Source organism: Pseudomonas pergaminensis (assembly GCF_024112395.2).
GTDB classification, from domain to species: Bacteria; Pseudomonadota; Gammaproteobacteria; order Pseudomonadales; family Pseudomonadaceae; genus Aquipseudomonas; species Aquipseudomonas pergaminensis.
On sequence record NZ_CP078013.2, the window covers coordinates 632,287 to 657,718 of the forward strand.

At 60.9% G+C, this 25,432-nt stretch carries 24 protein-coding genes; 13 read left to right on the forward strand and 11 right to left on the reverse strand.

The features are described 5' to 3' along the window. Nucleotides 1-3 precede the first annotated feature (3 nt). A complete protein-coding gene (gene pncB, locus KUA23_RS02800; RefSeq protein ID WP_252993416.1) occupies nucleotides 4-1,218 on the reverse strand; it encodes a nicotinate phosphoribosyltransferase in 1,215 nt (404 codons plus the stop codon). Between the two features lie 207 nt (nucleotides 1,219-1,425). Further along, the gene (locus tag KUA23_RS02805; RefSeq protein WP_099493497.1) at nucleotides 1,426-2,316 is read right to left on the reverse strand and encodes a LysR family transcriptional regulator; all 891 of its coding nucleotides are present in this window, start codon (nucleotides 2,314-2,316) and stop codon (nucleotides 1,426-1,428) included. Between the two features lie 154 nt (nucleotides 2,317-2,470). Here KUA23_RS02805 and amaB point away from each other — a divergent pair, with 154 nt between their 5' ends. From amaB to KUA23_RS02850, 9 genes are all read left to right on the forward strand, one after another. Beyond that, nucleotides 2,471-3,961, forward strand: a complete 1,491-nt coding sequence (gene amaB / locus KUA23_RS02810; RefSeq protein WP_252993417.1) for an L-piperidine-6-carboxylate dehydrogenase — start codon at nucleotides 2,471-2,473, stop codon at nucleotides 3,959-3,961. Nucleotides 3,962-4,134: 173 nt separating this feature from the next. Beyond that, entirely contained in the window at nucleotides 4,135-5,418 is a 1,284-nt protein-coding gene (amaA, locus tag KUA23_RS02815) for an L-pipecolate oxidase (RefSeq protein ID WP_252993418.1), read from the forward strand. Nucleotides 5,419-5,792: 374 nt separating this feature from the next. Beyond that, the gene (locus tag KUA23_RS02820) at nucleotides 5,793-6,929 is read left to right on the forward strand and encodes a branched-chain amino acid ABC transporter substrate-binding protein (RefSeq protein ID WP_078046622.1); all 1,137 of its coding nucleotides are present in this window, start codon (nucleotides 5,793-5,795) and stop codon (nucleotides 6,927-6,929) included. Nucleotides 6,930-7,163: 234 nt separating this feature from the next. Continuing rightward, nucleotides 7,164-8,078 carry an ABC transporter permease subunit gene (locus tag KUA23_RS02825; protein WP_010213575.1) on the forward strand — a complete coding sequence of 305 codons (915 nt, stop codon included), beginning with the start codon at nucleotides 7,164-7,166 and terminating at the stop codon, nucleotides 8,076-8,078. A gap of 2 nt (nucleotides 8,079-8,080) precedes the next feature. Next, nucleotides 8,081-9,358 (forward strand): high-affinity branched-chain amino acid ABC transporter permease LivM, encoded by a 1,278-nt coding sequence (gene livM / locus KUA23_RS02830; RefSeq protein ID WP_078046623.1) that lies wholly within the window; start codon nucleotides 8,081-8,083, stop codon nucleotides 9,356-9,358. Further along, a complete protein-coding gene (locus tag KUA23_RS02835; RefSeq protein ID WP_252993419.1) occupies nucleotides 9,355-10,230 on the forward strand; it encodes an ABC transporter ATP-binding protein in 876 nt (291 codons plus the stop codon). Before livM ends, KUA23_RS02835 begins: the two co-directional genes overlap by 4 nt. Then, a complete protein-coding gene (locus KUA23_RS02840) occupies nucleotides 10,227-10,943 on the forward strand; it encodes an ABC transporter ATP-binding protein (RefSeq protein ID WP_078046624.1) in 717 nt (238 codons plus the stop codon). The genes KUA23_RS02835 and KUA23_RS02840 overlap by 4 nt, the downstream gene beginning before the upstream one ends. A gap of 803 nt (nucleotides 10,944-11,746) precedes the next feature. Then, on the forward strand, nucleotides 11,747-12,514 hold the full coding sequence (locus KUA23_RS02845) for an SDR family oxidoreductase (protein ID WP_078046625.1): 768 nt from the start codon (nucleotides 11,747-11,749) through the stop codon (nucleotides 12,512-12,514). 182 nt (nucleotides 12,515-12,696) lie between these two features. Continuing rightward, on the forward strand, nucleotides 12,697-13,602 hold the full coding sequence (locus tag KUA23_RS02850; protein WP_078046626.1) for a cation diffusion facilitator family transporter: 906 nt from the start codon (nucleotides 12,697-12,699) through the stop codon (nucleotides 13,600-13,602). A 120-nt stretch (nucleotides 13,603-13,722) separates the two neighbouring features. On the opposite strand, the gene KUA23_RS02855 is transcribed toward KUA23_RS02850, so the two are convergent. The 5 genes from KUA23_RS02855 to ureE all read right to left on the reverse strand — a co-directional run bounded on the left by KUA23_RS02855 (nucleotide 13,723) and on the right by ureE (nucleotide 17,400). Next, entirely contained in the window at nucleotides 13,723-14,832 is a 1,110-nt protein-coding gene (locus KUA23_RS02855) for an AGE family epimerase/isomerase (protein ID WP_346356371.1), read from the reverse strand. A gap of 174 nt (nucleotides 14,833-15,006) precedes the next feature. Continuing rightward, nucleotides 15,007-15,579, reverse strand: a complete 573-nt coding sequence (locus tag KUA23_RS02860) for a HupE/UreJ family protein (RefSeq protein ID WP_078046628.1) — start codon at nucleotides 15,577-15,579, stop codon at nucleotides 15,007-15,009. Between the two features lie 22 nt (nucleotides 15,580-15,601). Then, nucleotides 15,602-16,216: an urease accessory protein UreG gene (ureG, locus tag KUA23_RS02865; RefSeq protein ID WP_016972570.1), complete on the reverse strand. Its 615-nt coding sequence runs from the start codon at nucleotides 16,214-16,216 to the stop codon at nucleotides 15,602-15,604. A gap of 12 nt (nucleotides 16,217-16,228) precedes the next feature. Next, a complete protein-coding gene (locus KUA23_RS02870; RefSeq protein ID WP_078046629.1) occupies nucleotides 16,229-16,903 on the reverse strand; it encodes an urease accessory protein UreF in 675 nt (224 codons plus the stop codon). After that, the gene (gene ureE, locus KUA23_RS02875; RefSeq protein ID WP_078046630.1) at nucleotides 16,900-17,400 is read right to left on the reverse strand and encodes an urease accessory protein UreE; all 501 of its coding nucleotides are present in this window, start codon (nucleotides 17,398-17,400) and stop codon (nucleotides 16,900-16,902) included. Before ureE ends, KUA23_RS02870 begins: the two co-directional genes overlap by 4 nt. A 277-nt stretch (nucleotides 17,401-17,677) precedes the next feature. Between ureE and KUA23_RS02880 the strand changes: the two genes are divergently transcribed. Continuing rightward, a complete protein-coding gene (locus KUA23_RS02880; protein WP_078046631.1) occupies nucleotides 17,678-18,175 on the forward strand; it encodes a C40 family peptidase in 498 nt (165 codons plus the stop codon). A 5-nt stretch (nucleotides 18,176-18,180) separates the two neighbouring features. Here the strand turns inward: KUA23_RS02880 and KUA23_RS02885 are convergent, their stop codons facing one another. Further along, nucleotides 18,181-18,813, reverse strand: coding sequence for a TetR family transcriptional regulator (locus KUA23_RS02885; RefSeq protein WP_012721951.1), 633 nt, complete (start codon nucleotides 18,811-18,813; stop codon nucleotides 18,181-18,183). Nucleotides 18,814-18,966: 153 nt separating this feature from the next. Beyond that, on the reverse strand, nucleotides 18,967-19,419 hold the full coding sequence (locus KUA23_RS02890; protein ID WP_078046632.1) for a hypothetical protein: 453 nt from the start codon (nucleotides 19,417-19,419) through the stop codon (nucleotides 18,967-18,969). Nucleotides 19,420-19,778: 359 nt separating this feature from the next. Between KUA23_RS02890 and KUA23_RS02895 the strand changes: the two genes are divergently transcribed. Beyond that, nucleotides 19,779-21,848, forward strand: coding sequence for an AsmA family protein (locus KUA23_RS02895; RefSeq protein ID WP_078046633.1), 2,070 nt, complete (start codon nucleotides 19,779-19,781; stop codon nucleotides 21,846-21,848). 51 nt (nucleotides 21,849-21,899) lie between these two features. On the opposite strand, the gene KUA23_RS02900 is transcribed toward KUA23_RS02895, so the two are convergent. Next, nucleotides 21,900-22,430 carry a ferritin-like domain-containing protein gene (locus KUA23_RS02900; RefSeq protein WP_078046634.1) on the reverse strand — a complete coding sequence of 177 codons (531 nt, stop codon included), beginning with the start codon at nucleotides 22,428-22,430 and terminating at the stop codon, nucleotides 21,900-21,902. Between the two features lie 171 nt (nucleotides 22,431-22,601). On the opposite strand from KUA23_RS02900, the gene KUA23_RS02905 reads away from it, so the two are divergent. Continuing rightward, nucleotides 22,602-23,492, forward strand: a complete 891-nt coding sequence (locus KUA23_RS02905) for an esterase/lipase family protein (RefSeq protein WP_099493486.1) — start codon at nucleotides 22,602-22,604, stop codon at nucleotides 23,490-23,492. 113 nt (nucleotides 23,493-23,605) lie between these two features. Here the strand turns inward: KUA23_RS02905 and KUA23_RS02910 are convergent, their stop codons facing one another. Further along, entirely contained in the window at nucleotides 23,606-24,481 is an 876-nt protein-coding gene (locus tag KUA23_RS02910; RefSeq protein WP_078046636.1) for a DMT family transporter, read from the reverse strand. A 97-nt stretch (nucleotides 24,482-24,578) separates the two neighbouring features. Here KUA23_RS02910 and KUA23_RS02915 point away from each other — a divergent pair, with 97 nt between their 5' ends. Beyond that, nucleotides 24,579-25,367: an AraC family transcriptional regulator gene (locus KUA23_RS02915; RefSeq protein WP_099493485.1), complete on the forward strand. Its 789-nt coding sequence runs from the start codon at nucleotides 24,579-24,581 to the stop codon at nucleotides 25,365-25,367. Nucleotides 25,368-25,432 lie beyond the last annotated feature (65 nt).

Sequence of the window (25,432 nt, forward strand, 5' to 3'; positions counted from 1 at the left end):
GATTCACTCCTTGCTAGAGATGGCAGGTACTTTGAAAACATGACGCAAATAGGCGACGAAATTCGGGTCGGTGCAGTGGGTCTTGCCCGCTTCATCGGAGATCTTCGCGACGGGCTGGCCATTGCAGGCGGTCATTTTAAGCACGATGCTCATCGGCTCGACACCTGGAATGTCACAGGTTAGGTTTGTGCCGATGCCAAAGCTCACATTGATCCGACCCCGCAAGGCGCGGAATATCTCCAGGGCCTTGGGCAACGACAGGCTGTCGGAGAACACCAGGGTCTTGCTCATCGGCTCGATGCCGAGCTTGTGGTAGTGGGTGATGGCCTTTTCTGCCCATTGCACGGGATCGCCGGAGTCATGGCGCAGGCCGTCGAACAGCTTGGCGAAGTACAGGTCGAAGTCGCCCAGGAACGCGTCGGTGGTGATGCAGTCGGTCAGGGCGATACCCAACAGGCCACGGTATTCGCGGACCCAGCAGTCGAGCGCGGCGATCTGGCTGTCGATCAGGCGCGGGCCGAGTTGCTGGTGGGCCATGATCCATTCGTGGGCCATGGTGCCCAGCGGCTTCATGTCGAACTCGCGCGCCAGGTGCACGTTGCTGGTGCCGACGAAGCGCCCGGGGAAGTCATGCTTGAGCACGCTGACCACTTCTTCCTGCACACGGTACGAGAAGCGCCGACGCGTGCCGAAGTCAGCCACTTGCAGCTCGGACAGCTCGTCGCTGCTGGCGTTGGCGGTCAGCCAGTCGAACTTGCGGTACAGCTGCTCGCGGGCCTGTTCGAGGATCACGGTCTGGTAGCGATAGCGGTTACGCACTTCGCTGACGATAGCCAGCATCGGCACTTCAAACAGGATCACATGCAGCCACGGCCCGCGCAGGCGGATGAACAACTCACCGTTCTCGATGCCGGTCTGCACGTAGCGCAGGTTGAAGCGGAACAGCCCGAGGAAGCGCAAAAAGTCCGGCTTCATAAAGCTGATGCGTTCCAGGAAACCCAACTGGTCCGGGCTCAGGCTCAGCTCGGCGAGGCGCTCGATCTGGTAGCGGATCTCCGCCAGGTACGGGCGCAGGTCTTCGCTGTTACGGCAACGAAACTCCCATTCAACTTCCACGTTGGGGTAGTTGTGCAGCACCGCCTGCATCATGGTCAGCTTGTAGAAGTCGGTGTCGAGCAAGTTCTGCACGATGCGATCGGCAAACACACTCTCGCTCATAACGGGAATCTCCAGACGGGTCGGCGATGGGCGCCGACCTTTACGCACAATTGAGGAAGGGGGCTAGTGGCGCATAGACCTGTGGGGTTTTGCCAGTGATTTTTTGCGCTGGAGCTACCGACGCCTTCGCGAGCAAGCCCGCTCCCACCTTTGGAATGCATTTCAAGTGTGGGAGCGGGCTTGCTCGCGACGGCGATTCTCCAGGCGCTAAAGCACCTGCTCCATCATCCACTTCACAAATTCACGCACCTTGGGCACCTCCGCCGAATGTTCGGGGTAGGCCAGGTAATACGCATCCTGGCTCGGCATTGCATGCTGCCAGGGAATGACCAGCTTGCCTTCGGCCAACTCTTCTTCCACCAGAAAGCGCGGCAACAACGCCACGCCACAGCCCACCTGCGCGGCCCGAATGCACATATAGAAGGTGTCGAAGCGTGGCCCGTGATAGCTGTGCTCGGTGTGGAAGCCCTGGCTGGCAAACCAGTCGTGCCAGCCCTGGGGACGCGAAGCGTTTTGCAGCAGCACCAGGTCGCTCAGTTGCGTGGGATCGGTGAACGGCTGCGCCGGCAGGCTTTCTGGCGCGCACACCGGCACCAACGCTTCGCTGAACAATTTGAGGCTTTCGGTGCCCGGCCGTGAGCCCTGGCCGAAGTAGAAGGCCATGTCGGCCTTGCCTTGCAACAATTCATCCGGCTCCTGTTCATTGCACAGGTCCAAATGGATCTGCGGATGACGCAGGCGCCAGCCCTTGAGGCGCGGCACCAGCCAGCGCGCGCCGAAGGTGTAGGGCGTGGACACGCGCAGCACTTCGGTTTCGCCGCCGTAGGAGCGCAGGTAATGGGTGGACATCTCCACCTGGGTGAGGATCTTGCGCACTTCCACCAGATACAGGTCGCCTGCCGGGGTCATCTGCAAGCGCCGACGCACCCGGCGAAACAGCAGGTGTTGCAGCAGTTCTTCCAGTTGCGCCACCTGTTTGCTCACCGCGCTCTGCGTGAGGTTCAGCTCCTCGGCGGCGCGGGTGAAGCTCAAGTGGCGGGTGGCGGCTTCGAAACACTGCAGGGCAGTGATCGAGGGCAAATGTCTTTTGTTCAGCACGGCACGCCTCTTTTTATTCTTTGCATGAATAAACGGAATGATATCTCGCCTAATCGTCGTTTGTTGGCAAGTCTTGGGCCAGCTACAAATAAGGTCTGGATCGCCGTGTCGGTGGCGGCGCAATTTTTCTGTTTGTAGATTGAAGGAGTGACCCATGGTTGCCGCATTGCTTGATCGTCTCGGGGTAAACCCGGCGCTGTACCAGTCGGGCAAACAGCCCGTGCATTCGCCGATTGATGGCAGCCGCATCGGCAGCGTGCACTGGGAAGGTGCCGCCGAGGTGGAGCAGCAGGTCAGTCGCGCCGAGCATGCATTCGACGCCTGGCGCAAGGTGCCGGCCCCGCGCCGTGGCGAACTGGTGCGCCAATTTGGCGATGTATTGCGCGAATACAAGGCGGACCTGGGTGAACTGGTGTCTTGGGAAGCCGGCAAGATTACCCAGGAAGGCCTGGGCGAAGTGCAGGAAATGATCGACATTTGCGACTTCGCTGTCGGGCTGTCGCGCCAGCTGTACGGTTTGACCATCGCCTCTGAGCGTCCGGGCCACCACATGCGTGAAACCTGGCACCCGCTGGGCGTGGTCGGCGTGATCAGCGCCTTCAACTTCCCGGTGGCCGTGTGGGCGTGGAACACCGCCCTGGCCCTGGTGTGCGGCAACGCCGTGATCTGGAAACCGTCGGAAAAGACCCCGCTCACCGCCCTGGCCTGCCAGGCGCTGTTCGAGCGTGTGCTGAAGAAATTCGACGGCGCCCCCGAGTACCTGAGCCAGGTGATCATCGGCGGTCGTGATGCCGGTGCCGCGCTGGTGGATGACCCGCGCGTCGCCCTGATCAGCGCCACCGGCAGCACGCGCATGGGCCGCGAAGTGGCGCCGAAAGTCGCCGCACGTTTTGCCCGCAGCATCCTTGAGCTGGGCGGCAACAACGCGATGATCCTCGGCCCAAGTGCCGACCTGGACATGGCCGTGCGCGCCATCCTGTTCAGCGCCGTCGGCACTGCCGGCCAGCGTTGCACCACCCTGCGCCGCCTGATCGCCCATGAATCGGTCAAGGATGAAATCGTCACCCGCCTCAAGGCCGCCTATTCCAAGGTGCGCATCGGCCACCCGCTGGAAGGCAACCTGATCGGCCCGCTGATCGACAAGCATGGCTTCGACAACATGCAGGACGCCCTGGAGCAAGCCTTGAGCGAAGGCGGAAAGGTGTTCGGCGGCAAGCGCCAACTGGAAGACACATTCCCCAACGCTTATTACGTGTCGCCGGCGATTGTGGAAATGCCCGAGCAAAGTGATGTGGTGTGCACCGAGACGTTTGCGCCGATTCTCTACGTGGTGGGCTACACCGACTTCGCCGATGCCCTGCGCCTGAACAATGCCGTGCCGCAAGGCTTGTCGTCGTGCATCTTCACCACCGACGTGCGTGAAGCCGAGCAGTTCATGTCGGCGGTCGGCAGTGACTGTGGCATCGCCAACGTCAACATCGGCCCGAGCGGCGCGGAAATCGGTGGCGCATTTGGCGGTGAGAAAGAGACCGGCGGCGGGCGTGAGTCGGGTTCGGATGCGTGGCGCGGGTACATGCGTCGCCAGACCAACACCGTGAACTACTCGTTGGAATTGCCGCTGGCCCAGGGCATTACTTTCGACTGATTCCTGAAGTCGAAGCGCGATCAATGTGGGAGCTGGCCTGCCTGCGATAGCATCACCATGGGGTACCTGATACACCGAGGTGCCTGCATCGCAGGCAAGCCAGCTCCCACATTTGATTGGGTTTGCAATTCAAAATAACAGTTGTTTGTTAGGTTTCATCCCGGAGTCTGGCAATGGCACTACGCGAAACATGTTTGTGGGAGCACCTCACCCCTGGCCGGCCGGATCGTGCGGCGCTCAAGGGTGAGGTCAAGGTCGATGTGTGTGTGATCGGCGCCGGGATCACGGGCCTTTCGGCAGCCATTCATTTGCTGGAGCAGGGTAAAAGCGTCGCCGTGCTGGAGGCTCATCGCACCGGGCATGGTGGTTCGGGGCGCAACGTCGGGCTGGTCAACGCCGGCATGTGGATCCCGCCGGACGACATCGAAGCCGGTTTTGGCGAGGCGGTGGGCAGCCAGCTCAACCGCATGTTGGGCGCGGCACCGTCGCTGGTGTTCAGCCTGATCGACAAATACACCATCGATTGCCAACTGCGCCGTGAAGGCACCTTGCACATGGCGCACAACGCCCGTGGCGAGGCGGATTTACGCAGTCGCGAAGAACAATGGAAGCGCCGTGGCGCACCGGTGGAACTGCTCACCGGCCAGGCTTGCGAGCAGGCCACCGGTACCCGGAAAATCGCTGCCGCCTTGCTGGACCGGCGCGCCGGCACCCTGAACCCGATGGCCTATACCAGTGGCTTGGCCAACGCGGCGGTCGGCCTGGGCGGGCAGTTATTCGACCATTCTCCCGTCACCCAGCTTGAACGCCAAGGCGCGCACTGGTCGGTGCAGACCGCCCAGGGTTTAGTGCAGGCTGCACAGGTGGCGATCGCCTCCAATGCCTACACCGAAGGCGAATGGACCGAACTGCGGCGCAATTTTTTCCCCGGTTACTACTATCAGGTCGCGTCGGCTCCGCTGACGGACGACACCGCCAAACAGATCCTGCCCGGTGGCCAGGGCTCCTGGGACACGCGCCAGGTGCTGAGCAGCATCCGCCGTGATGCCGATGGCCGTCTGTTGCTCGGCAGCCTGGGCAATGGCAACCAGAAACCGGCATGGTTCCTCAAGGCGTGGGCCGATCGGGTGCAGCAGCATTACTTCCCGTACCTCAAATCGGTGCAGTGGGAATTCACCTGGACCGGCTGCATCGCCTTCACCCCGGATCACTTGATGCGCCTGTTCGAGCCCGCCCCTGGCCTCGTGGCAGTCACGGGCTATAACGGGCGTGGCGTGACCACCGGCAGCGTGGTCGGCAAGGCGTTTGCCGACTACCTGTGTCACCAGAATCCCCAGGCGTTGCCGATCCCATTCGCGCCTATGCAGCCGTTGGCCGGGGTGGGACTGCGCAGCTGTCTTTATGAAGCAGGATTCTCGCTGTATCACGCTGGGCAATGCTTGAGGATCGTTATCTGATCAGCGAAATACCGCTCAGAAGCCTGCATTTTCTTAGCACGCTACTAATCTGTATTGGTGCAAGTCGTAGCAATCACGCACTGTAAATGTGCAGTTCCGTTACGCCGTCTGTTACAGCTGTAGGAACTGTCGTTTATAGCTTTGGTTGCAGGTGCGACCTGCTGAGGTTGTACTTTTTGGATCCATTGGTTGCACCTTCTGATGCTAGAGGGTTGCACGTCCTGGCGAATGGAGGCGAAACGCCTGCAATAACAATGACACCGTGTCTTTTTGAAGAATAAAAACGTAATGGCACGCGCCTTGCTCTGGGCTTTCAGTGAAAAGTTTGAACGCAAGTTGTCGTGCCAAAAATCAAAAATATCGGAGCACCACTCATGTCCCAGACGTTTTACAAGAAAGGTTTTCTGGCCCTCGCCGTTGCAGCGGCGCTGGGTGTTTCTGCGTTTGTTCAAGCTGATGTGAAGATTGGCGTAGCGGGGCCGATGACCGGTGCCAACGCCGCTTTCGGTGAGCAGTACATGAAGGGTGCCCAAGCGGCAGCCGATGTGATCAACAAGGCCGGCGGCATCAACGGTGAGAAAATCGTGCTGGTTGCCGGCGACGATGCCTGCGAACCCAAGCAGGCCGTGGCTGTGGCCAACCGCCTGGCAGACCAGGACAAAGTGATCGGCGTGGTCGGCCACTTCTGCTCCTCCAACACCATCCCGGCGTCCGAGGTGTATGACGAAGCGGGCATCATCGCGATCACCCCAGGTTCCACCAACCCACAAGTGACCGAACGTGGCCTGGGCGCCATGTTCCGCATGTGCGGCCGTGACGACCAGCAAGGCATCGTTGCCGGCGACTACATCGTCGACGTGCTCAAGGGCAAGAAAGTCGCCGTGATCAACGACAAGGACACCTACGGTAAAGGCTTGGCTGACGCTACCGCTGCCCAGTTGACCAAGCGCGGCGTCAAGCCAGTGCTGGAAGAAGGCCTGACCCGTGGCGAGAAGGACTTCAGCGCCCTGGTCACCAAGATCCGCTCCACCGGTGCCGACGTCGTGTACTTCGGCGGCCTGCACCCGGAAGCCGGTCCACTGGTTCGCCAGATCCGTGAAGCCGGTCTGAAAGACGTGAAGTTCATGTCCGATGACGGTGTTGTGACCGACGAACTGGTGGCCACCGCTGGCGGCAAGCAATACGTCGATGGCGTGTACATGACCTTCGGCGCTGACCCGCGCCTGCTGCCAGACAGCAAGGCGGTGGTGGAAGAGTTCCGTAAGAACGGTACCGAGCCAGAAGGCTACACCCTGTACGCCTACGCGTCGGTCCAGGCCCTGGCCGCCGGCTTCAACGGTGCCAAGTCCAACAAGGGTGAAGATGCCGCCAAGTGGCTCAAGGCTCACCCGGTAAAAACCGTCATGGGCGAAAAAGCCTGGGATTCCAAGGGCGACCTGAAAATCTCCGACTACGTGGTTTACCAGTGGGATAAAGACGGCAAATACCATCAGCTGGAAAAACAGAAGTAAGCATTAACGCGACCACGCAGGCAACACAGAGCCACTGTGGGAGCCGGGCTTGCCCGCGATGACGGACTGACAGTCGACACCTGTGTTGAATGTGAACCCGCTATCGCAGGCAAGCCAGCTCCCACAGGGGATCGAGGTTGCCAACTGCATCGTGTCCAGCAACGACTCTGTTTTTTCCTCCAGAAGCGCCGCACACCCACCGGTGTGCAGGTGCTCACCGCGTGAGATTGCGTTATGGATGGTATTTTCCTGCAGCAACTGGTCAACGGCCTGACCCTCGGGTCGGTCTATGGCCTGATCGCCATCGGCTACACAATGGTCTATGGCATCATTGGCATGATCAACTTCGCCCACGGCGAGGTTTATATGATTTCCGCTTACCTCGCGGCGATCAGTCTGGCACTGCTGGCTTACTTCGGCATCGAATCCTTCCCGCTGCTCATTCTCGGCACCTTGATCTTTACCGTGGTCGTCACTGGCGTTTACGGTTGGGTCATCGAGCGTGTCGCCTACAAACCGCTGCGCAACTCCACCCGACTGGCACCGCTGATCAGCGCCATCGGCATCTCCCTGATCCTGCAGAACTACGCGCAGATCGCCCAGGGCGCCAAGCAACAAGGTATTCCTACCCTGCTGGCCGGGGCCTGGCGTGTCGACATCGGCAGCGGGTTCGTCCAGCTCACCTATACCAAAGTCTTCATCCTGGTCGCCGCCTTCGCCGGCATGGCCCTGCTGACCTACGTGATCAAGTACACCAAGCTCGGCCGCATGTGCCGCGCGACCCAGCAAGACCGCAAGATGGCGTCGATCCTCGGCATCAACACCGACCGGGTGATCTCCTACGTGTTCGTCATCGGTGCCGCCATGGCTGCATTGGCCGGCGTGCTCATCACCCTCAACTACGGCACCTTCGACTTCTATGCCGGCTTCATCATCGGCATCAAGGCATTTACCGCAGCGGTACTCGGCGGCATCGGCTCCCTGCCTGGGGCGATGTTGGGCGGGATCATCCTCGGTATCTCCGAGTCGTTGTTCTCGGGGTTGATCAACTCTGACTACAAAGACGTGTTCAGTTTCTCCCTGCTGGTGGTGATTCTGATTTTCCGTCCCCAGGGCCTGCTTGGTCGCCCACTTGTGGCGAAGGTGTAAACATGTCTGCTGCCAAACCAATCGATATCAAGAAAAGTGTGGTCGATACGGTCCTCGCCGGGCTGATTTCGCTGATCGTGTTCGGTCCGATCGTCGGCGTTGTACTCGACGGCTACAGCTTCAACCTGGAACCGGCCCGCGTGGGCCTGCTGGTGGCCATTGTGATGGTCGGCCGCTTTGCCATGAGCCTGTTCCTGCAAACCCCCAAGGGCGTGAAGATTTTGCAGGGCTTCGAGAGCAGTGGCTCTGGCGTGCATGTGCTGGCGCCGGACTACAAGTCGCGGCTGCGCTGGATCATCCCAGCACTGATCGTGATCGCCATCGTGTTTCCGATCTTCGCCAACAAGTACCTGCTGACCGTGGTGATCCTCGGGCTGATCTACGTGTTGCTCGGCCTGGGCCTCAACATCGTGGTGGGCCTGGCCGGCTTGCTCGACCTGGGTTACGTGGCGTTCTACGCCATCGGCGCCTACGGCCTTGCTCTGGGTTATCAATACCTGGGCCTGGGCTTCTGGACCGTGTTGCCATTGGCGGCCATCGCCGCAGCGTTGGCGGGGTGCATACTCGGGTTCCCGGTGCTACGAATGCACGGTGACTATTTGGCCATCGTGACCCTGGGCTTTGGTGAAATCATCCGTCTGGTGCTCAACAACTGGCTGTCGTTTACCGGCGGACCCAACGGCATGCCGGTGCCCTCGCCGACCTTCCTCGGCCTGGAGTTCGGCAAGCGCGCGAAGGATGGCGGGGTTCCCTTCCATGAATTCTTCGGCATCGACTACAACCCCAACATCAAATTCCTGTTCATCTACATTGTGCTGTTCCTGGTGGTGCTGGCCGTGCTGTACATCAAGCATCGCCTGACCCGCATGCCGGTAGGCCGCGCCTGGGAAGCGCTGCGCGAAGATGAAATCGCCTGCCGTTCCATGGGCCTGAACCACGTGCTGGTCAAGCTCTCGGCCTTCACCATCGGTGCATCGACTGCCGGTTTGGCCGGTGTGTTCTTTGCCAGCTACCAGGGCTTCGTCAACCCGTCATCGTTCACCTTCTTCGAGTCGGCGCTGATCCTGGCCATCGTGGTGCTGGGCGGCATGGGCTCGACGGTGGGCGTGGTGATCGCGGCCTTTGTATTGACCGTCGCCCCCGAGCTGCTGCGCAGCTTCTCCGAGTACCGCGTGCTGCTGTTTGGCGTGTTGATGGTAGTGATGATGATCTGGCGACCGCGCGGCCTGATCCGGATCAGCCGCACCGGTGTGACGCCACGTAAGGGGGTAGCGCCATGAGCAAGGAAGTCGTGCTCTCCGTGGAACACCTGATGATGCACTTCGGTGGCATCAAGGCCTTGAGCGACGTGAGCCTCAAGGTCGAACGCAACTCGATCTTCGCCCTGATCGGCCCCAACGGCGCCGGCAAGACCACAGTGTTCAACTGCCTCACCGGTTTCTACAAAGCCAGCGGCGGCAAGATCGAACTCAACATCCGTGGCAAGCAGACCAACGTGATCCAACTGCTGGGCGAGCGCTTCAAGGCCACCGACTTTGTGTCGCCCAGGAGCTTTTTCAGCCGCGTTTACTACAAGATGTTCGGCGGCACCCACCTGGTTAACCGTGCCGGTTTGGCGCGTACCTTCCAGAACATTCGCCTGTTCAAGGAAATGTCGGTGCTGGAGAATCTGCTGGTGGCCCAGCACATGTGGGTCAACCGCAACATGCTCGCGGGCATTCTCAACACCAAGGGCTACCGCAAGGCTGAAAGCGATGCCCTCGACCACGCCTTCTACTGGCTGGAAGTGGTGGACCTGGTGGACTGCGCCAACCGCCTGGCGGGTGAACTCTCCTACGGCCAACAGCGCCGCCTGGAAATCGCCCGCGCCATGTGCACCCGGCCGCAGATCATCTGCCTGGACGAACCCGCTGCGGGCCTCAACCCCCAGGAAACCGAAGCCCTCAGCGCGATGATTCGCCTGTTGCGCGACGAACACGACCTCACGGTGGTACTGATCGAACACGACATGGGCATGGTGATGAGTATTTCCGACCACATCGTGGTGCTCGACCACGGCAACGTGATCGCCGAAGGCGAGCCGGACGCGATCCGCAACGACCCGAAAGTGATTGCCGCCTACCTGGGCGCTGACGAAGAGGAGTTGGTATGAGTGCACCTATCCTCGAAATGAAGGACCTGGACGTGTATTACGGCCCAATCCAGGCCCTGAAAAAAGTCTCGCTGCACATCAATGAAGGCGAAACTGTCAGCCTGATTGGCTCCAACGGCGCGGGCAAGTCCACGCTGCTGATGTCGATCTTCGGCCAGCCACGGGCCGAGTCGGGGCAGATCATCTATAACGGCGTGGACATTACCCACAAGTCGTCGCACTACATCGCCTCCAACGGCATTGCGCAGTCGCCGGAAGGGCGGCGGGTGTTCCCTGACATGACCGTCGAGGAGAACCTGCTGATGGGCACCATCCCGATTGGCGACAAGTTTGCCCAGGAAGATATGCAGCGCATGTTCGAGCTGTTTCCAAGGCTCAAGGAGCGGCGTAACCAGCGCGCCATGACCATGTCCGGCGGCGAGCAGCAAATGCTCGCCATCGCCCGCGCGCTGATGAGCCGGCCCAAGCTGTTGCTGCTGGATGAACCGAGCCTGGGCCTGGCGCCGATTGTGGTGAAGCAGATCTTCTCGACGTTGCGCGAGCTGGCCTCCACCGGGATGACCATCTTCCTGGTGGAACAGAACGCCAACCATGCGCTGCGCTTGTCGGACCGCGCGTATGTGATGGTCAACGGCGAGATTCGCCTGACCGGCACCGGCAAGGAATTGCTGGTGAACGAGGAAGTGCGCAACGCCTACCTCGGCGGGCACTGATGTAAAACTTGATGCAGGCCTCCTGTAGGTGGCTGCTGCATGTGGGAGCTGGCTTGCCTGCGATGCAAACGCCTCGGTCTATCAGTTGAACCGAGGAGATTGCATCGCAGGCAAGCCAGCTCCCACATTTGTTTTTGCGGTGTTCACAAGGCCGCTGCCAAATTGTGGAAAACAAATCTGGCTCCCCTCCAAAGCGCGACATATAGCCGCCGCAAATCCCTGTTTTGTCACAGTTTTGACTTGTCCCCATCCGCTGTGGAACCGGCTGTGGGTAACGTGGGTGTAGCTGGCTGGACGCCAATAAATACGGGGCCTGTAGCGCGATGGTTAATATTTGATCAGGCGGTTTTTAGTGACCGCTCCAGCACTTTGTCAACCTGTTTAAAGACACAGGTATATGACCGAAAAATGTCTATACAGCCTGTGGATAAGTCTGTGACTAAACTCTGGAAAGACCGCCGCAGAGGCCGGAATGACTGGCCTGGAGCCATCGTTCCGATTTCCCGTTCTTCCTGGGGCCTACATACGCTCCCGCCAAGGTCAAGCAAAAAACTTTCTAAAACCGCCTGAAACCCTTGTGTATAAAGGCCTGAGGCATTTTGCACTTGCCCCCAAAGACTGTGGGCGCAGCTGTGGATAACCTGCGCGCATATAGCTGCAAGCCACGGTTTATATGGCTTTGCTCGTCATGGTTAAAAAATGATCAGGTGCGCGTGAAGTTGTGTGCATAGCGGTTGCCGCCATCGCGGCGTACGGGCATTCTGCTGGCTGATTTTTTCCCCGATGCCCGCAAGGAGAACACCATGTCCGACACGCTGTTTATTACTGGCGCAACCTCAGGTTTCGGCGAAGCCTGCGCCCGTCGTTTTGCCGAAGCCGGCTGGAAACTGGTGCTCACTGGCCGTCGTGGCGACCGCCTGAATGCGCTGGTCGAAGAGCTTTCCAAGCAGACCGAAGTACACGGCCTGGTGGTGGATGTGCGGGATCGCAAAGGCATGGAAGACGCCATCGCCAACCTGCCTCCGTCGTTCGCCAAGCTGCGCGGGCTGATCAACAACGCCGGCCTGGCCGTGGGCACTGACCCTGCGCCCAAGTGCAGCCTCGACGATTGGGAAACCATGGTCGACACCAACATCAAGGGCCTGCTGACCACGACCAGCCTGCTGCTGCCGCGCCTGATCGCCCATGGCCGTGGCGCCGGTATCATCAACCTGGGCTCCATCGCCGGCAGCTACCCGTACCCGGGCAGCCATGTGTATGGCGGCTCCAAGGCATTCGTGAAGCAGTTCTCGCTGAACCTGCGCTGCGACCTGCAGGGCACCGGCGTGCGCGTCACCAACATTGAGCCAGGCCTGTGCGAGAGCGAGTTCTCACTGGTGCGTTTTGGCGGCGATCAGGCGCGCTATGACGCGACCTATGCGGGTGCCGAGCCGATCCAGCCGCAGGACATCGCCGACACGATCTTCTGGGTGCTCAACACACCGGCGCACGTGAATATCAACCGGTTGGAACTGATGCCGGTGAGCCAGACCTGGGCTGGGTTTGCGATTGAGCGTGGCGCCAAAGGCTGACGCTCCGTCCTGCTGGTTTTTGTGGTGAGCGAGCTTGCCTCGCGCGGGGCAAGCCCGCTCATCACAGGATCAGTTTTTACCGGTAACCATGCGGCAAATCGGCCAAAACACGACATAAGGTACACTCCACCCGGTAAAACCCCTCCGCACCGTGCGGATTTAAGGTTTTGACGGGAGGAAATGTGAGTAACCGAGGTGAGCAGGCACTGCTCAAACAATCGACCATCCTGATGTTCGCTGTCGCGATCGCCGGGATCGTCACGGGCGTGGTATCCGGCGCCCAATCCATTCTGTTCGACGGCTTTTTCTCGCTGATCGCCACCGCTATCAAGGTGTTGATGCTGATCACGGCCAAGCTGATCGCCAAGAAAAGCAACGAGCGCTTCCAGTTCGGCTATTGGCACCTGGAGCCCATGGTGCTGCTGATCGAAGGCAGTTTCCTGTTGCTGATCGCCATCTATGCGTTCCTCAACGGTGTGTTCGGCATCATCAATGGCGGGCGCGAGATTGAGTTGGGGCTGGTGATCATCTACGCGGCAGTGTTCACCGTCGTCGAGTTCGCCTACTTCTTCTACGTGCGCTACCGCAATCGCCGGCTGAAATCATCGCTGATCCAGTTCGATAACATCAGTTGGCTGGTGGACGCGATGCTGTCGGTGGGCTTGCTGATCAGCTTTCTGGCGGCACTGTTGCTCAAGTCCCAGGGCTATGGCGAGTGGGCGGTATACGTCGACCCGTTGATCCTGATCCTGCTGGCCCTGAGCATGCTGGCACCGGCGTTCAAGATCCTGCGCCCAGCGTTGCGCGAGGTGCTGGGGATTGCGCCAGACCACCTGGACGACAAAGTGCGCGAAGTGATGGAGGCGGTGCAGGCCAAACATGGTTTCGACGACTACGTGTCGTACGTGCAAAAGCACGGGCGGGCGCGGTTTATCGAGATTCATGTGGTGCTGCCGGCGGATTACCCGGTGGATAACGTCGCGACCCTCGACGCGCTGCGCGAAGAGATATCCACAGGGCTCGGCACGCCGGATGCGGCGCGTTGGCTAACGATCAGCTTTACCGGGGATCGCAAGTGGATTGCGTGAGGTCAGTGAGATCGAGTTGACGCCTTCGCGAGCAAGCCCGCTCCCACATTTCGACCGTGTTTCAAGGATGTACTCGGTCAAACTGTGGGAGCGGGCTTGCTCGCGAAGAGGCCCTGGCGTTCACCCAAGATGCTGGACAAGGCCCTGGTAGCAAGTCGCCAAATGATAAGGGGTAGTCGAAGGCATATCCCACCGACTCACCACACCTTGGGCATCCAGGCATTCATTCCAGCCTTTTGTATGCAAGAAGTGCTGTTGCAGCGCCAGCAATTGGCGCTGCAGCACTGCTTCGCTGTCCGGCCGCAAGGTCAGTGCCCGCAGGTACTCGGCCTGGGCCCAGATCCGCTGGGTACCGTCGCGCACAGTGCCATCCAGCGCCAACATGCCGCTGACCGCACCGCTGGCGTTATCCACACCCTTGAGCTCGGCGTAGGCGAAAGCCCGCGTCAGCGAAGCATGCAGCGGCGTACCGCGCAGCACATCCGAAGACTCCAGCAAAAAGAACCACTCGAATTGATGGCCCGGTTCGAACCAGTTATCCACAGCGCCCAGCGGTTTTTCCATCATCACGCCGTGCTGGCGGTCGATGAAACGCTGCTGCATGGCCGTCGCCAAGGCCAGCAGGGCCGCTCGCACTTGTGCATCTTCACGCACGGCGAGGGTAGCGAGGAAACCTTCGGCCAGGTGCATCAGTGGGTTCTGCAACGGGCCGGACTTGAGGGACGACCAGTTGCGCTCCAGCACGGCTTCATACAAACCGTCGCCGGTGGAAAACCGCTCGGCGACCACTTCCAGGGCAGCATTGAGGACTGATTCCACCAGCGGCTCGCGCACCTTGGCCCAGTAATGGGCGCAGGCAAAGATGATGAACGCATGGGTGTAGAGATCTTTGCGCTTGTCCAGCGGCTGGCCGGCCGGGTCGATGCTGTAGAACCAGCCGCCGTGCTCGGCGTCGTGGAAGTGCCGTTGCAGCGAACGGAACAGCGCCGCCGCGCGCTCTTCGGCAAACCCTGCGCCGGGCTCGCCGATCAGGCTGGCGAACAGGTACAACTGCCGCGCACAGGCCATGGCGCGATAGCGTTGGGGGGGGAGCGGCTGGTGATCGGCGTCCAGCGCCTCATAGGGCAATGCCAACTCGGCGTTCCAGCCAGGGCCTTGCCAAAGCGGCACGATCAGGCTGTGGAAGTGCGTGAGCACGGTGTTCAAGGCGGGTTGGGAAGCGCTGGGCATTGGCTGGCGTCGTCACGGCAGGGGTGTAGGCGCGCATGGTATCAGGCTTGGGTTGTGTGGTGTCTTTGAGACCGTCATCGCGGGCAGCCCGGCTCCCACATTTTTGATTTGCAAACCCAATCAAATGTGGGAGCGGGCTTGCCTGCGATGAGGCCCGTAAAAGCGCAACATCACTCAGCCCGCGAGCAACCAGGCTCCAGTCGCCGCCGAAGCCGCCCCAGCAATCCGCACCAACGGCGCCGCTGCGGCTGGCAGGAAGCGCACCACGGCATAACCGGCCGCGTGCAGCACCGCCGTTGCACCGACAAAACCCGCCGCATATGTCCAAGGGCTGGACATGTCCGGCAGTTCCAGGCCATGGGCCACGCCGTGGAACAGCGCAAACAAGGCCGTCGCCCCGACTGCCACGAACAACGGTGGACGCACCGCCAGCGCCACCGCCAAGCCCAGCGCCAGCACCGACGCGGCAATCCCGCTTTCCAGCGCCGGCAATTCCAGGCCTTCAAAACCCAGCACACCACCGATCAGCATGGTGCCCACGAAGGTGCACGGCAGTGCCCAGCGCGCGGCGCCTTTTTGTTGGGCGGCCCACAAGCCGACCGCCACCATGGCCAGCAGGTGGTCGATACCGCTCAAAGGGTGGCTGATGCCGGCCACCAGGCCATTGTCGCCATGGCCCGGATGAGCGAAGGCCAGGGCCGGGGCCAGCAGCAGGGCGGCGGCGGTGAAGAGTTTCTTGAGGCTCATGGACAGGTTCCTTATGGGTTGATCAGGCGGCGGTCAGCAGGCCTTGGCGTTCGATGAAGGCGACGATGTCATCCAGGCCGACACCGGTTTTCTGGTTGCTGAACACAAAGGGTTTGCCGTTGCGCATGCGGGTGGTGTCGCTGTTCATCAGCTCCAGCGACGCACCGACCAAAGGCGCCAGGTCGATCTTGTTGATCACCAGCAGGTCGGACTTGCAGATGCCAGGCCCGCCCTTGCGCGGCAGCTTGTCGCCGGCGGACACGTCGATCACGTAGATAGTCAGGTCGGACAGCTCCGGGCTGAAGGTCGCCGAAAGGTTGTCGCCGCCGGACTCCACCAGGATCAGGTCCAGGCCGGGGAAGCGGCGGTTGAGTTGATCCACCGCCTCCAGGTTGATCGAGGCGTCTTCGCGGATCGCCGTGTGCGGGCAGCCGCCGGTTTCCACACCGATGATGCGTTCCGGCGCCAGGGCCTGGTTGCGCACCAGGAAGTCGGCGTCTTCGCGGGTGTAGATATCGTTGGTGACCACGGCCAGGTTGTAGCGGTCGCGCAGTGCGAGGCACAGGGCCAAGGTCAGGGCGGTCTTGCCGGAACCGACCGGGCCGCCAATGCCGACGCGCAGGGGTTGTGTATTCATGGGTGTGTTCTCCTAGGAACGGAACAGGCGGCTGTACTGGCGCTCGTGGGCCATGCACGCCAGGGACAGGCCGAACGCGGCGCTGCCGAAAGGGATGGGGTCGATGCGGCTGGCATCCTGCTGGGCTTGCTGCAACAGCGGCAGCAGTTCGCTGGTCAGGCGCTGGGCGGCTTGCTGGCCCAGGGGCAGGGTCTTCATTAGCACGGCCAATTGGTTTTCCAGCCAGCTCCACAGCCAGGCGGCGAGGGCATCGGCGGGGCTGATGCCCCAGGCGCGGGCGGCGAGGGCCCAGCCCAAGGCCAAGTGGGGCTCGGTGGTTTGTGCGAGGAAGTCGCGCGCAGCGTCGTCCAATTCCGGCAGGCCGTTGAGCAATTGTTGCAGGGAGTAGCCCATCTGCCGGCTCTCCTGATACAGCTCGCGGGTCTCGCGGCTGGCGCGGTGTTCGTCGCACAGCTGCGCCAGCCGCGACCAATCCGCGTCCAGGGCGGCCTGGCAATGGGCGAGCAGCAGCGGTGCCTCGAAACGCGCAAGGTTGAGCAGCAACTGATCGCTGATCCAGCGTCTTGCACTCGCTGCGTCAGCGACACGGCCGTTCTCCACCGCCATTTCCAGGCCTTGGGAATAGCTGTAGCCGCCAATCGGCAATTGCGGACTGGCCAGACGCAGCAGCGCCCAGGCTGGGTTCATAGACGCACGCCGAACTGGTGCAGCTTGGGCGGGTAATTGAAGTCTTCATCGCCATGGCGCGAGTGATGGTGCCCGCCGCCGTAGGCGCCATGCTCCGGCTGGAACGGCGCCTCGATGGTTTCGGTGTGCGCACCCAGTTGTTCGAGCATGGCCTTGAGCACATAGTCGTCGAGCAGGCGCAACCAGCCATCGCCCACTTGCAGTGCTACGTGGCGGTTGCCCAGGTGATAGGCCGCGCGGGTCAGTTCAAACGCACTGCTGCACGTCACGTGTAAGAGTTGTTCAGGCCGAGCGCACACGCGTACGACGCGTCCGTCCTCGGCCTGTAGGCATTCGCCATCGTGCAGCGGTGGCTGGCCACGCTCCAGGAAAAGGCCGACGTCTTCACCGTCGGCACTGAAACAGCGCAGGCGGCTTTTGCTGCGTGCTTCGAAATTCAGCAGCAACTCAGCGGCCCAGAGGGCTTGGGGGGCGATTCGACGGTGGATCACCAGCATCAGGAAGCTTCCAGCTATGAGCGATGAAACACCTAGAGCAAGGGGCTTGCCAACCTCGTTGGAGAGTAGGAATTGCCTGTAGGCAGGTGGGGCAGCGCCACTAAATAGGGCGAGCGGAAACCGACGAAGTGCTCCAAAGTGGTGCAAGTTATTGCTTGTTGCACGCGTGGTGGGCGTTTTCAGATTTTCCCTACAGGGTCTGAGGAAACGGCGTTCATCTGCTTACCTGCGAGATCATTAGTCTGTGCGCCGTGTTTAATCCACTGCGACGTTCATCATGTTCAAGTCACTTTGTTACCTGTTTATTGCCAGCCTGGCATTTGCGCTTTCATCGGCCTCCGCCTCTCTACAGCCTCATACTTCTTTCTCGGCCTCACTGAAAGAAGCGTCCATCAACGATGTGGTCGACCGCGCCCACGAACTGCTGGGCACCCCTTACAAATGGGGCGGCACCTCGGCGGACCAGGGCTTCGATTGCAGCAGTTTCCTGGTTTATCTGTTCAAGACCGAGGCCAATATCCAGATACCGCGCACTACCGCCGCGATGCACCGCTCAACCGCCGCGACCATCAAGCGCACCGCGCTCAAGCCCGGTGATGCGGTGTTTTTTAGAGGTAATGGGCGCGGCCAGGTCAGCCATGTGGGCCTTTATATCGGCGAGGGCAAATTCATCCATTCGCCGCGCACGGGCAAGAGCATCCGCATCGACTCGTTGAGCAACAAGTATTGGAATAAGCACTACACCACGGCCAAGCGTTTCCACTCGGCGGGGTGATCGCGTTATTCGGTGCTGCCCAGGCCTTGCCAGTGTTTCAAGCCGATAAAGATAAAGCGCAATTGCTGGGTGATTTTCGCCTGGGGCGTGAGATGGTCGGGCAGGGCCTGGGCCGGTGGGTCGATGATGTCGGGGAGGGTGGCGAACACACTTTTGACGATCAGGTCGGCCATCACGTGCAAGCCTTCGGGATCCAGGTGCTGCAGCTTGGGCATCAGCGTCAGGTCGGCCGCCAAGTCGCGGGTGATGTCTTCGCGCAATGCACCGATGGCCTGGCGCACGGCCAGGCAGCCGCCGTATTGCTCGCGGGCCAGGAACAGGAATTGCGATCGGTTGGCCGAGACCACATCGAGGAAGATCCGCACGGAGGCATCGATAATACCGCCCATCACGAATTCGTTGTGGCGCACCAGACGGATCGTGGCGCGGAAGGTCTGGCCCACTTCACTCACCAGTACAAGGCCAAGCTGGTCCATGTCGGCAAAGTGGCGATAGAAACCGGTGGGCACGATGCCGGCCGTCTTCGCCACTTCGCGCAGGCTCAGGCTGCCAAACCCACGGCCACACTCCATCAGATGGCGGGCTGCGTCCATCAGGGCGAGGCGGGTTTGTTGCTTTTGTTCGGCGCGGGGCAGCATTGGCGGGCGGGCTTCGTCGGCAAGTACAGCGACGCACTCTAGCAAAACAGCTTCGCTGGCGTCGAACTTGGCAGGGAGGACATGCGTGACAAGGTCTACAAAAAGTCAAAAGCCCGATCGGCGGATCGGGCTTTTTTATGGGCCACCACGGGGTTAGCTCTGTGCTTGATGCAGTTCTTGCAGACGGTCTGCACCACCTTCGGCAACACCTTCGGTGTAGGCGCGTTTGTTGGCTTGTTCAGCACCGCCTTCGACCAGGCCTTTCTGTTCGAGGCGATCACGGCCACCTTCGGCAACAGCGTTACGTTCCAGCAAGCGATCAGCACCGCCTTCAACCAGACCTTTCTGTTCCAGGCGGTTGCGACCGTTTTCGGTCAGGCCTTCGGTGTAAGCGCGTTTGTTGGCTTGTTCCGAACCATTTTCAGCAACAGCACCTTTGGCGTAGTCACGGTTCTCTTCTTCTTGCGAACCGCTGCGAGCGACAGTCTGGCTGTAATGAACGGCGTCAGCTTTGACTTGTGGGGTGGCCTGTTCGGCGGCTGGCAGGGCAAAGGCACTGGAAGCCAGGATGGATAACAGGGCGGTAGCGAGTACTTGGCGTTTCATGATGGGTTGCTCCTTGGGAGGGCGATAAAGTGGGTACAGGGCTAATGCTACTCTCGATAAGTCGATATAAAAGTTCATAAACACAATGGTAATAATCAACAGAATTGATTGTTCTAGGCGGAGGCTCTAGAACGGGCCTCTCAAGCACGCGGTTTTGCACCGGGGTGGGTATTTTCGACACGCACATGGGTAACATTGGTGCGCCGTCCCGGGCGGAATCTGTCGGGTTGGTCAGAAATCGAGGTTTTTCCTGGCAAATCGGGGATTGGGTTAAACCCCCGCGCGGTTTGCCAGTCGTAGTTCTATAAGCTGTCCTAAAGGGCTTTGACCCAGCCAGTCGTATTCAGGAGTCCTGTGCAATGACGCGCACTCGTAAAATCATCGCTTGGAGCTGCGCCAGCTTCGTTCTGTTAATCGCCGTGGCGGTTGTGGTCCTGGTGTTCTTTGACTGGAACCGCATCAAGCCGACCCTCAATGCCAAGGTTTCGGAAGAGCTGCACCGACCGTTCGCCATCAATGGCAATCTGGCGGTGGTGTGGGCGCGTGAGCCCGATGAAGGTGGTTGGCGCGCCTGGGTGCCGTGGCCTCATGTGATTGCCGAAGACCTGACCCTGGGCAACCCTGACTGGTCGAAAAACCCGCAGATGGTCACGCTCAAAAAGGTCGAGTTGCGCATTTCGCCGCTGGCATTGCTGGTGCAGCGCGTGGTGATCCCGCGCATCGACCTCACCGAACCGAGCGCGCAATTGCAGCGCCTGGCCGACGGCCGCGCCAACTGGACCTTCAAGTTCGACCCTAAGGACCCGAACGCCGAGCCCTCCAATTGGGTGGTAGACATCGGTGCCATCGGCTTCGACAAAGGCCATGTGACCCTCGACGACCAAACCCTCAAGACCCAACTGGATGTGATCATCGATCCGCTGGGCAAGCCCATCCCCTTCGGCGAAATCGTCGGCGATGCCGATGCCAAAAAGGCGCTGGAAAAAGGCTCCGCCCCGCAGGACTACGCGTTTGGCCTCAAGGTCAAAGGCCAATACCACGGCCAGAAGCTCGACGGCAGCGGCAAGATCGGCGGCCTGCTCGCCCTGCAGGACGCGGCCAAGCCGTTCCCCTTGCAGGCCCAGGTCAAGATTGCCGACACCAGCATCGCCCTGGCCGGCACGCTCACTGACCCGCTCAACCTGGGGGCCCTCGACCTGCGCCTGAAACTCGCCGGCTCCAGCCTGGGCAACCTCTACCCACTGACTGGCGTGACCCTGCCGGACTCGCCGGCCTACTCCACCGACGGGCATCTGATCGCCAAACTGCACGAAGCCAACGGCGCCTCGTTCAGCTATGAAAACTTCAACGGCAAGATCGGCAACAGCGATATCCACGGCAACCTCGGCTACGTCGCTAGCCAGCCACGGCCCAAGCTCAGTGGTGCGTTGGTCTCCAACCAATTGCTGATGACCGACCTCGCGCCCTTGATTGGCGCCGACTCCAATGCCAAGCAAAAAGCCCGTGGCGGCGACAGCAAGCAGCCAGCGACCAAAGTGCTGCCAGTGGAAGAGTTCCGCACCGAGCGCTGGCGCGTCATGGATGCCGATGTGGAATTTACCGGCAAGCGCATCGTGCACAGTGCCGAGCTGCCCTTTACCGACCTCTACACCCACCTGGTGCTCAATGACGGTGAACTGAGCCTTGAACCGCTGCGTTTCGGCGTGGCCGGCGGCAAGCTGGACGCGCAGATTCGTTTGAATGGCCGCACGGTACCGATGGAGGGCCGCGCCAAACTCACCGCGCGCAACTTCAAGCTCAAGCAGCTGTTCCCAACCTTCGAACCGATGAAAACCAGTTTCGGTGAGCTTAACGGCGATGCCGACATCTCCGGGCGCGGCAACTCGGTCGCAGCACTGTTGGGCACCTCCAACGGTGACCTCAAGATGCTGATCAACGACGGCGCTATCAGCCGTGGCCTGATGGAAATCGCCGGGCTCAACGTGGGCAACTACGTGGTGGGCCGCCTGTTCGGCGACAAGGAAGTTAAGATCAACTGCGCGGCGGCGGACTTCGGGATCAAGACCGGCCTGGCGACCACGCGGTTGTTTGTGTTCGATACCGAGAACGCCATCATCTACATCGACGGCACCGCGAACATGGCCACGGAACAATTGGACCTGACCATCACCCCGGAATCGAAAGGCTTCCGCCTGTTCTCCCTGCGTTCACCGTTGTACGTTAACGGGCCGTTCATCAAGCCGAATGCCGGCGTGAAAGCCATTCCCCTGGCGCTGCGTGGTGCAGGCATGGTGGCGCTCGGTGTGATCGCTGGCCCGGCGGCCGGGCTGCTGGCACTGGTTGCCCCAAGTGGTGGCGAGCCGAACGAGTGCGCACCGTTGCTGCAACAGATGAAGGAAGGCAAGGCGCCGAAAACCGTAAAAGGTTGATCGGCCAAAGAAAAGGAGCCGGCAAGCCGGCTCCTACAGGGTGGTGCGGGGTTACAGGCTTTCTAGGATGTCGGCCATATCATCGGCATGCTCTTCTTCCTGGGCCAGGATTTCTTCGAAGAGGCGGCGCGTGGTTGGGTCTGTGTCGCCGATGTATTGAATGATTTCGCGGTAGCTGTCCACGGCAATGCGCTCGGCTACCAAGTCTTCGTAGACCATTTCCTTCAAGTTATTGCCTGCCACGTACTGTGCGTGGGAGTTCTTCGACAGCAGGTCCGGGTTGAACTCCGGCTCACCGCCCAACTGCACGATACGCTCGGCGAGCTTGTCGGCGTGTTCGGCTTCCTGGGTAGCGTGCTCAAGGAATTCCTGCGCGGCGACTGCCGCCTTAATGCCGCTGGCCATGAAGTAGTGGCGCTTGTAGCGCAACACGCAGACCAACTCGGTGGCCAGCGAGGCGTTCAGCAGGCGAATGATTTCTTCGCGATCGGCGTCGTAGCCCTCGGTCACGGCACCGTTTTCGACGTTCTGGCGGGCGCGGCTGCGCAGGGTCGCAACGTCAGTCAAGTTTGCTTCAGTCATTTCAATCTCCTGGGGCTAATCCGGTTTTGCGCCACGCTCTGCCGGCGTGATCGCTCCCAGTTGTGAGTCCCAGGCAACGCAAAAAGTTTTATCGGATTTTCCAGCCGCGTCATCAGCCGGACTTGAGGCTGGGCTAGGCTGCATGGATCAGATTAAGAGGATGCCCGATTCATGCCGCAGTCGTTGGCCACGCGTTACCCCCTGGTGTTGGTGCCGGGCATGCTCGGATTTGTGCGCCTGGTTTGGTTCCCCTACTGGTACGGCATCGTCCCCGCGCTACGGGCGGGCGGGGCGCAGGTGTTTCCTGTGCAGGTGGCGCCGCTGGATTCCAGCGAGGTGCGCGGCGAGCAATTGCTGGCGCACATCGAGCGCATCCGCCGCGACACCGGGGCCGACAAGGTCAACCTGATCGGCCATAGCCAGGGCTCGCTCACCGCGCGGTATGCGGCGGCCAAACGTCCGGAGTGGGTGGCGTCGGTGACGTCCGTGGCCGGCCCCAATCATGGCTCGGAGCTGGCGGACCATATCCATCTTCATTATCCCGCTGACGGCGTAAAAGGCCGACTCATGAGCGCACTGTTTCACCTGGTCGCCTTCGTGATGGGCGTGCTGGAAACCGGCTATCGCGGGCCACGCTTCAAGGCGGACTTGCAGGCGTCCCATCACTCCCTGACCAGCGCCGGCGTGGCGCTGTTCAATCGAAATTATCCACAGGGGTTGCCGCAGACATGGGGCGGGCAGGGCGCGGAAGTGGTCAACGGCGTGCGCTATTACTCGTGGTCCGGCACCTTGCAGCCGGGCATCACCGATCGTGGCCGCAACCTGTTCGACGGCACGAATCGCAGCTGCCGCGTGTTCGCCCGCAGCTTCGTGCGCGAAAAGGGCCAGTGCGACGGCATGGTCGGGCGCTACAGCTCACACCTGGGGTTGGTGATCGGCGATGACTACGCCCTTGACCACTTCGATATCGTCAACCAGTCCATGGGCCTGGTGGGCAAGGGCGCGGAGCCGATCCGTCTATTTGTCGAGCATGCGCAAAGGCTCAAGGCTGCTGGAGTCTAGTCGGGAGACCGCGTTTTCGTTCTTCGCGAGCAAGCCAGCTCCCACATTCGACCGAGTTCCACCTTTGGAATGTGGCCGAATGTGGGAGCTGGCTTGCCTGCGATAGCGACGGTTCAGGCAGCACTGACCGGCGTGGTCCAGCGCTCCGACAAGATCACCCCACCCAAGGTCAGCAGGCCGCCCACCAAGTGATACAGCGCCAGTTCTTCCTTCAACACCACGGCGGCAATCAGCGCGGTGATCAGGGGCAGCAGGTTGAAAAACAAGGTGGTGCGGCTCGGCCCCAGGGTTTTCACCGAATGCATCCACGCCAGCGGCGCCAGCATCGAGGCCAGCAGGCAGGCATACAGCACCAGCGGAATATTGGCCCAGCCCAGGCCGGCCTTGGTCGAGAACAGGAACAGCGGAAACAGCACCACCACCGCCACCAGCACCTGCAGATACAGCAACACCAGCGGCGGCAGGCGCAGCTGCCATTTTTTCAGCAGGGTGCTGTAGACCGCGTAGGCCAGGGTCGCGACCAGCATCATGCCGTCACCCAGGTTGACCCCGTGCTGCAACAGCGCGTCGAGGCTGCCGGCCGACACCACCACGACCACACCGGCGAATGACAGCACCGCGCCGGTCAGGGCGCCGTAGGTCAGGCGCTGGCCGAGGCTGATAATGGCCGCCGTCAGCGCCATCAATGGCATCAACGACAGGATAATGCCCATGTTGGTGGCGCTGGTCAGTGACGCGGCGTAGTACGCCAGGCTCTGGTACACCGCCATGCCCAATACGCCGAGGATGAACACCTTGCCCAGGTTCGGGCGGATCAGCGTCCAGTTGGCGATCACCGGCTTGACCATGAACGGCGTGAACAGCAGCGCCGCCAGCAGCCAGCGGTAAAAGCCGATTTCCGCCGGGAAGATCGAGCCCACGGCCAGTTTATTGACGACGGTGTTGCCGGCCCAGATAAAAATGGCCAGCAGGGGATAAGCGTATTGCATCGAAAGGAACCAGGTGTGTTGATGAGGCGGGATTATCCATTGTCTGGATCGAAGCCTATACTGCGATCCAGACAACCGACCTCTGTATCCAGACAATATGGCCAAGCACAATGTACGCCTGGCGGATTTCCCCCGGCTGCCGAGCCCGGTGTACTTCCGTTATTCGGATTTCGCCCCGGACACCGAATGCACCCCGCACCAGCATTTATGGGGCTCGCTGGACTACTCGGCCAGCGGCGTGATGCGCATGGAAGTGGCCGGCAACCGCTTCATGTCACCGCCGCAATACGCCGTGTGGGTGCCACCGCATACCGAACACAGCTCCTACAATGCCGAGGCAATTGTCTACCACTCGGTCGGGTTGGCGCCGGAACTCTGCGAGCAGTTGCCGCAGCAGCCTTGCACCCTGGCCATCAGCGACATCCTCAAGGCCATCCTCAGCGACTTCGCCCAGCGCGATGTGAACATGCCGCAGACTGAGTCCGACATCCGCCTGGCCCAGGTGCTGGTGGACCAGCTCAAGCAAGCGCCGATTCATGAGTGTTTCTTGCCCTACGCCCGTCACCCCGGCCTGCTCGGCGTGCTGGAAGGCCTGCAGGCCGACCCCGGCGACAACCGCCCGCTGGCGCATTGGGCCGAACAGGTGCACGTGAGCGAGCGCACCCTGGCGCGTCAGTTTGTGCGCGAGCTGGGCATGAGCTTTGGCGAGTGGCGCCAGCGCTTGCGTTACCTGGCGGCCATCGAGGCCCTCGACAGCGAACGCAGCGTGCAACATGTGGCGTTTGACCTGGGCTACAGCACCGCCTCGGCGTTTATCGCCATGTTCCAGCGCCAGGCCGGCTGCACCCCTGAGCAGTATCGACGGACACACATCCGCGGCCGATGAAGATGTAACAAGCTTTGACTACACTGCTGGGTAGGCCGTGCCCCCCGGTGCGGTAACAGGGAGAA